Annotated in this window: 1 protein-coding gene; it reads right to left on the bottom strand. The window is 45.5% G+C overall.

The annotated features are described in order from the left end of the window. Positions 1-6,592 (bottom strand): RHS repeat domain-containing protein (locus tag FRY97_RS17740; RefSeq protein WP_147168906.1); only part of this gene is annotated, 6,592 nt, incomplete at its 3' end. Between the last annotated feature and the right edge of the window lie 54 nt (positions 6,593-6,646).

The raw sequence follows: 6,646 nt of genomic DNA, 5'->3' as shown, positions 1-6,646 counted from the left end.
AAATACCGGCTTCCGCCAAAGATGTAGAGACCAACACTTCCCCTTCTGCCCCATTATTGATCAATACCCCTTCTACGAGTGTTCTGATTTCGGCAGACCACCCTTCAGGGCTGCCATCGAAACTGATATATTCCAACAATGGGACAAGGGTATTCCCGCTCTGGGTTGCAAATAACTGCAGGCAATGCTGTGTCTTAAAGCTTACTTCAAAAGTGCCGCTTAAATCGCAAAACGCTTCCTCCTCTTCCCTACATTCATGACTGCCTACGGAGTTGATCGCTACGACCCGCCCAATCCCATCGTGATAATAATCTACCTGTTGTAAAAATTTGCCATCTGACTGTTGCCCGAGCAGCTTCACTTTAAGATGATCCTCACTGTTGTAAGAATACTCTGACACCTTGTATGTGTTCGTGCCCATCGTATTTGTAGAAACCTCGTGTGAGCTTTGGCGCAGCGCGCTGTCAAATTCAAAACTATCCGACACCCTAAAAATATTGCCCCCTTGTTCAATGACCCTTTTTGAAGTTTGCAATAGCATAGCGTCATTGTACCCCGAAAAGACCTCAACCTCAGCATGCGGGTAGCCCTCAATAGTATGAGTAGGGCGGCCTAAGTCATCTACCTCAAGAAAGGTAAAATCTGCATACTGCACTACTGGCTCAAGCGGATCAAATATCCTTTCCTGCTGAGCAGCTAGATAAGTGCTTGAAGTGTTCACATACTCCTGCGAAGATAGTAATGCAGAGGGCTGGAAATGCGCCTGAAGCGCCGGATAGGGCTGAAAGCCATCTATGCCCAAATTTAAGGGCGCAGAGGAGTAAAGATAAGAAGCTTTGGGCCTGTCATAGTCATCGTATCGATAGAGGATCACCTGCCCTTTACCATCTTTTGATGCCACTAGGCGGTATTTCTCATCGTACCAAAACTCATCTTTATTTTTTCCTGGGACTTTTTTTGATTTCAAGAGCCCCATGTCATTATACTCATACTCAAACACTTCCCCTATAGGGTTAAAAATACGCTTTAACCTTAACTGATTATCATATTCATAACTTGTGGAAGCATTTAAATCTACTTGTCTGCTGCTGAGCAGGAGCCCAAGCCCATTTTTCCGCTCAGCCACTGAATGCCCGTTAGGGTCGGTAGTGTTCACCTCCCAAAAGTAAGCAGAGCCGCCCGCGCTATACGACCATTCATAAACATTATCCTCTGCATCTGTCTGTTTCAGTATCTGTCCGGAAGGTGACGGCTCATATTCATTGATCACTTCGCCCGTGCCGATCGCCCTGGATTTGACAGGCCTCCAATAAGCATCATAGGTATGGGCTTCTAAGATAGATCCGTCACTAGCACGGACTTTTTGTTTTAGTTTTCCGAAACCGTCCGTTTCTTCTATCGTAATCTGATCCGGAGTACTATCGCCGAAAGATGTTTTGGCAGTTACTCTATTTTGCCCAGGCCCTATCGTGTAACTGAATGATGTAACCTGCCTATTGTTGTATGCGATGGCATTCTTCAAGCGCCCGCGATCATCATACGAATAAGCGGAAGATACACCATTATGGTCCGTACTGCCCGTGTACTCCCCAAAATCATTAAAATGATTGGTAAAGGTGAACCCGATGTAGCTCTTTTGCAAAAGCTGCCTCCTTTCATTCCAAGACACTTCTATTTCGTCAAAGAAGCTATTAGCGCCACCGCCCAAATCAGCACCATACTTAGCTTGGAAATAGCGCTTCGGCAAGCCATCGCTATCAAAATCCTCAAAATAGCCCCTGAGGCGTATGTCCCCATTCTGAAGAGCATAGTGCGCCTTTGGCACCACTTTGCCATTCACTACCTGCTGAACGGTAAAAGACTGCTCGACAGGATAAAAAGTGCCACTGCTCCCAGTACGTACTGTTTTTCTGCTAAAAAGCGGTCGGTGGTAATCAATACCATTAAGGAAGGATATAAGGCTTTGATCAAAATAGTTGAAACCAGGAACATTCAAATTTTGCCCAAACGAGTACCTATAGACTTCGCTTGTCTGAATATTGTCTGAATAGGATTTGTTGATGCGCTCCAAAGTAGTCACCTCGTCGGGCGCTCCTACATAAAAGAACGTTGTATATATACTGTTCTCTCCTCCTCCCGATGGGTAATTATTCTCCTGTGTACTCCTTAATCTGATGTAATAATCCTCTAGACCATACTGTACGGTATAATAATGCCGGGACACGTATTTAAATGGATGCGGTTTACTGATATTTAACATTAAATCAACCAGTTGCCCAAGCAGCCCGTCTATAGCAGAAAAATTAAAGGGCAAAAACTGCGTGACTAACCTATGGTAATACCTTTCAGAGAAGCTGCCATGATGATTGTATTGCACCATCGCTGAATGAGATTTCACAATATTGCCCGCAGTGCTTTCTCTGCCTTTATACTCGCCTACCTCATAGTCTGTCAGCTCTTCCTTGACGACACTTCCCGCCTCATCCTTAACCAGCGTTTTGTATTCTTTGCCAAATGCTATACCAGAACGATGAAGAGGAGATGGTATTGATAGAGCTGGCGGAAAATCCAAGTACTGGCTTATAGGGTTCTCCTGAAATCCATTAGGGTTAAGCACATTGACAATATCAAGCACATCTGACAACGCCCAATTATTCCTGTAATAATAATGTGTATTTACTGCATCTGTAGCATTGATGTCTACTCCTTGAAAGTACAGATGCTGGCCATAGTTAGCTGGAGTCGAGAAATAATGTTCAACCGCACCGTTGCCATCCCATTTTTCTACTACCTTATGATAACCGATAACGCCATTTCCATTAGGGAACAATTTATTCTGAGCACTAGAAGTTGAAGTAACCTTGCTTTCCAGGTAGAAATCAAGGGCTACAGACAAAGGCCCATTTATATTAAATGAATTTACTAAGTAAACATCTTGCTTGTTATGGAAAACCCTGACCGGCAAGTTGTTGAAAGCAGGCTCCTCATACTCATACTTAGTAATTTTGGCGGGGGTATCTCCAGGCGCCTCGGTCAATGTCGAAACCCGTAAGCCTGCGCCCTTAGCTCCCTCCGGGAATTCATTCAGCTCATATTCGAACGCCACCTCTGCTCCGGTAGCGTAAGTAATCTGCTTCAATGCGCCAGCCCTGACAAAAGCCAGATCAGCTTCTTTTGACTGCCCTTTGTGAGTGTTATTGACACCACACCGTCCAGCGCTAAAAAACTTTGTATTGAAAAAGGGGAAATGGGCGCATATGCCATCTGTATCTGATGATACGTTTTGCTCCCCAACCAAGGCTTCATAAGATATAGGCGGCAAAGGAGAGCCTGAAGCGCTGTTATCATTGAAGAAACCATACTCGTCCTGCATTACTGAGAAACGTTTAGGTATGCTCCCCAAGCCTTCACTTCCAGATGGCTCATAATACGCTATATCTGTAATCAGGTCATAGGCTTGGCCTTCACGGTCGATGCCATTGATCTTCCTCAGGAATGTCCTACGGTTCTCAGCTACATATACAGCACTATCGACCGCAGCCTCGTACTTGAACTTCTCCACATCAAAAGGGTCTGGAAAGGCTTTTATTTCCATAATTGACCCAAAATCAGACATTTTCTCCCTATAGCCCCAATTATGCTTCCTCAAAGCCCAGCCAATCGGCAGCTGAGTCCCTATGCCGAAACAACCTATCCTGAAAGTAAAATTCAAATAGGTATGGAAATCATACCAATTCATCTCGTACATTTCACCTGTCCCGAACTCCGTCTCATTTGTTGCACGGATAACCGGGCCTGTAGGAAGTGAATCTGGCACAGGTCCACAGTCGAAAACAATCTCTGGCCCTTCTGGCAGCTCATAAACAAGCTCCCAGCCTTTGAACAGCTTATAATCCGCCCCTGTCTCTCTTTCAATATAGATATGTGTACACAGCGAATCATATGCCAGTTCCCCCCTTGCTTGCTCATAAGAGAAACGTGCCCGCTCCCCTCTGCCTGTATTGATCTGGACTAAATGCCAACGGTCTAATTTCGTTTCTACAGCATTAAGAGCGAACTCTGCCCTTCCGTTGACCCATCTGCCCTGTATGCCATCTTGTAGCGGGTTGAGCCCAGTATTGAGCTTAGTGGTCAACCGGTCGGGCTGTACTCCAAAATTAGGGAACGAATGATTATAGCTTTTGTCAGAAAAATAAGTTAGACCCTCCCTTTTCTCGTACTCAAAAGAAACCTCTTCTTGTGTCAGGCTGGATTCAATTCTGATCAGGTGCCAAGTAGATGCATAGCGCGGGCGCTCCATGATCTTATAATTCCGGTCATAGGTATTCCCAAAGTACTTGATCTTAGGCCGGCCGATAGTTGGGTAATCATAAACTTCTGCTACATCAAGCTCTGCCTGCCCAAAAGCAGTGCCAAGAAAACCCCCTGAAGCTTCAGGGTAGGTATAAAAGTTAGGAAGATAGTAAGCTGTGTTCTCTGTAAAATCTACACCGTAGAAGCTATTGCTCCCAAAAACATATAAATGACCATCCGGGACCCGGATCTTAAAGGAAGACAAATGACCGTCGGATATTTCTATACTCTCAACAGACAAGCCAGGGGTATAAGGTGTAATATGAGCGGCCTGCCCATCTTTACTGAGTACAAATGTCCCACTATAGCCTCCTGCTTCAAAATAAAACTCGTCAGGCTCAACGTCTAATTTTTTGCTCTTGTAGGTTGGGACATAATCATCTTCTAAGAGCTCGAGAAAAGCCTCCATCCAAACTTCAAAGCCTGTGAAGTAGTCGTTCAAAAACCGAAGATCGTCAAGGTTCCTCCCAGCATGAATCGATTGGAGGACTTTAATTTTATCTGCGGTGCTCATCCCCTCAAGAAAGGATCCGTTTTCTGGCATGCTAGGCAAGCCGCCAAAGCTCTGCATCAATGCCCCACTATCCGTATAAAGGTACCCAAGTCCATCCTCTTCATATACTATTGAAGAAAGCCTTTGCTCAAGCTGTAAGGCTATATCTGCAGCAAGCGTGACGTATACGGTAATGCCCCAGAATTTGAATACTGGTATTGCAATGATAAATCGGATTCTATTGGGCTGAAGCGGTGACCATGAAATATCTAGCTCCACAGGCACCAATTCACCGTTTCCACCTCCTAAAGGCGATAGCCCTTCTCCTATAGGGAGCCCTTCTTCTTGTCCAGCTACAAATCCATGATGTACTTGATTTATCGAAATACATGGGATGCTGTTTACACCAGGAAAGCTCAGCTGTGCCCCTAAGGCAGAAACATAATTTACCCGCAGCTGCATAGCGTTTGATTTGCCTACCCCCGCACCATGCACAACCCCATCGAATTCATCTGGCAGCCCATTCACGATACGGGTTATCATACTGCCCGCATTAAGTTTCCAGCCTTGCCCGGCTAACGAGCCCATATCATTTATTTTCAGCCCATTCCCAACATTGCTCAGACTGATCGGGACAGAAAGGTCGTTTGCATTGATGCTATACAATGGAATAGACGTGCTCTGATTTCCATTATATAAATCTACGCCTGACTTGATCTGGCTAATCAATGCTAAAGCTGTTGGCGATGGGGTAGAAATAGCTGCACCTTCTTGCCCTAGCCCTGGCAGATAATCTTCAAAAAAATCAGAATCTACAGCAGTGCTTGGGGCTTCGCTCTGCGACCTTTGCCCGTGTGTTTTCCTATCTCCTGTCAGAGGGAGCAACCCAAAGCCTTCAGAGCAATCTTCCGTCGAGAAACCAGTGCCCAATAAGTTGTTGACTAAGCCTGCTAACCCTCCAGGCGAATTGACTATCTCATTCATCCCAGCAAGGAACTCAGCCTCAAAATCCTCAAAAGTTGCATTCTCCGGGACATCTTCTAATCCTAGCTCAGGACTTGTAACCATAGTGAATAGAGAATCGAGCGGCATGCTGTCATTGCCAAGAAAATCATTCATCATGCAATTCAAGTTGCTCATCTCATTGTCTTCGCACAGATAACTGCCTGACTCTAATATCAAGGCCAGGAATGAGGCCATTTGAGAAATCGAGGTGCCAGATGGGATAGGTGACCCAGGTTCGCCCCCAAGCGCCTCCAAGTCAGAGAGCGCCACTGCGCTTGGAGAGCCTGCAAACAAAGAATCGGGGATGCCATCTCCACCTGCTAAAACATCTCCTATGGTCAAGCCTTCATAAGGGCAAGGCACTCCCGATACTGATGGCGGAAACTGGTCTTTGCGGCTCCTGCAATTCAACTGTAAATCACCAAAACTGTAAGCGGTAAGCGAGTCCAGGCCTAGGGCACATATTGTGTTTGCCGACAGGTCCGCCTCAAAAAATATGGGGACACCATTGTTTATGCAAATTGTGTTCATCTCTCCCGCAAGCTCATCAAGCCCTGAAAAAGATACAGCTGCACCAACAAAGCCTTGGGGGAGCGTTATGCCACTAAATAATGGAGTTGAACTACAGGTAAAACCTGATAAATCATAGCACACCCGTGGCAAGTTGCTTTCGAATGCACAGCAAAGGTCTAAAAGGGCAGGGCTTGCAGGCTCAACTAGTGGATCCTGAAGATTGCTCATTATGCTATCGCAATTGCTCTGCCCGATCAATTTAGGGCTGCAAATTACTATCAA

Origin of the sequence: Phaeodactylibacter luteus (assembly GCF_007993045.1) — a bacterium.
Classification (GTDB): Bacteria; Bacteroidota; Bacteroidia; order Chitinophagales; family Saprospiraceae; genus Phaeodactylibacter; species Phaeodactylibacter luteus.
Note: the sequence above shows the minus strand (reverse complement) of the source record. Positions and strands in the feature narration are given on the sequence as shown.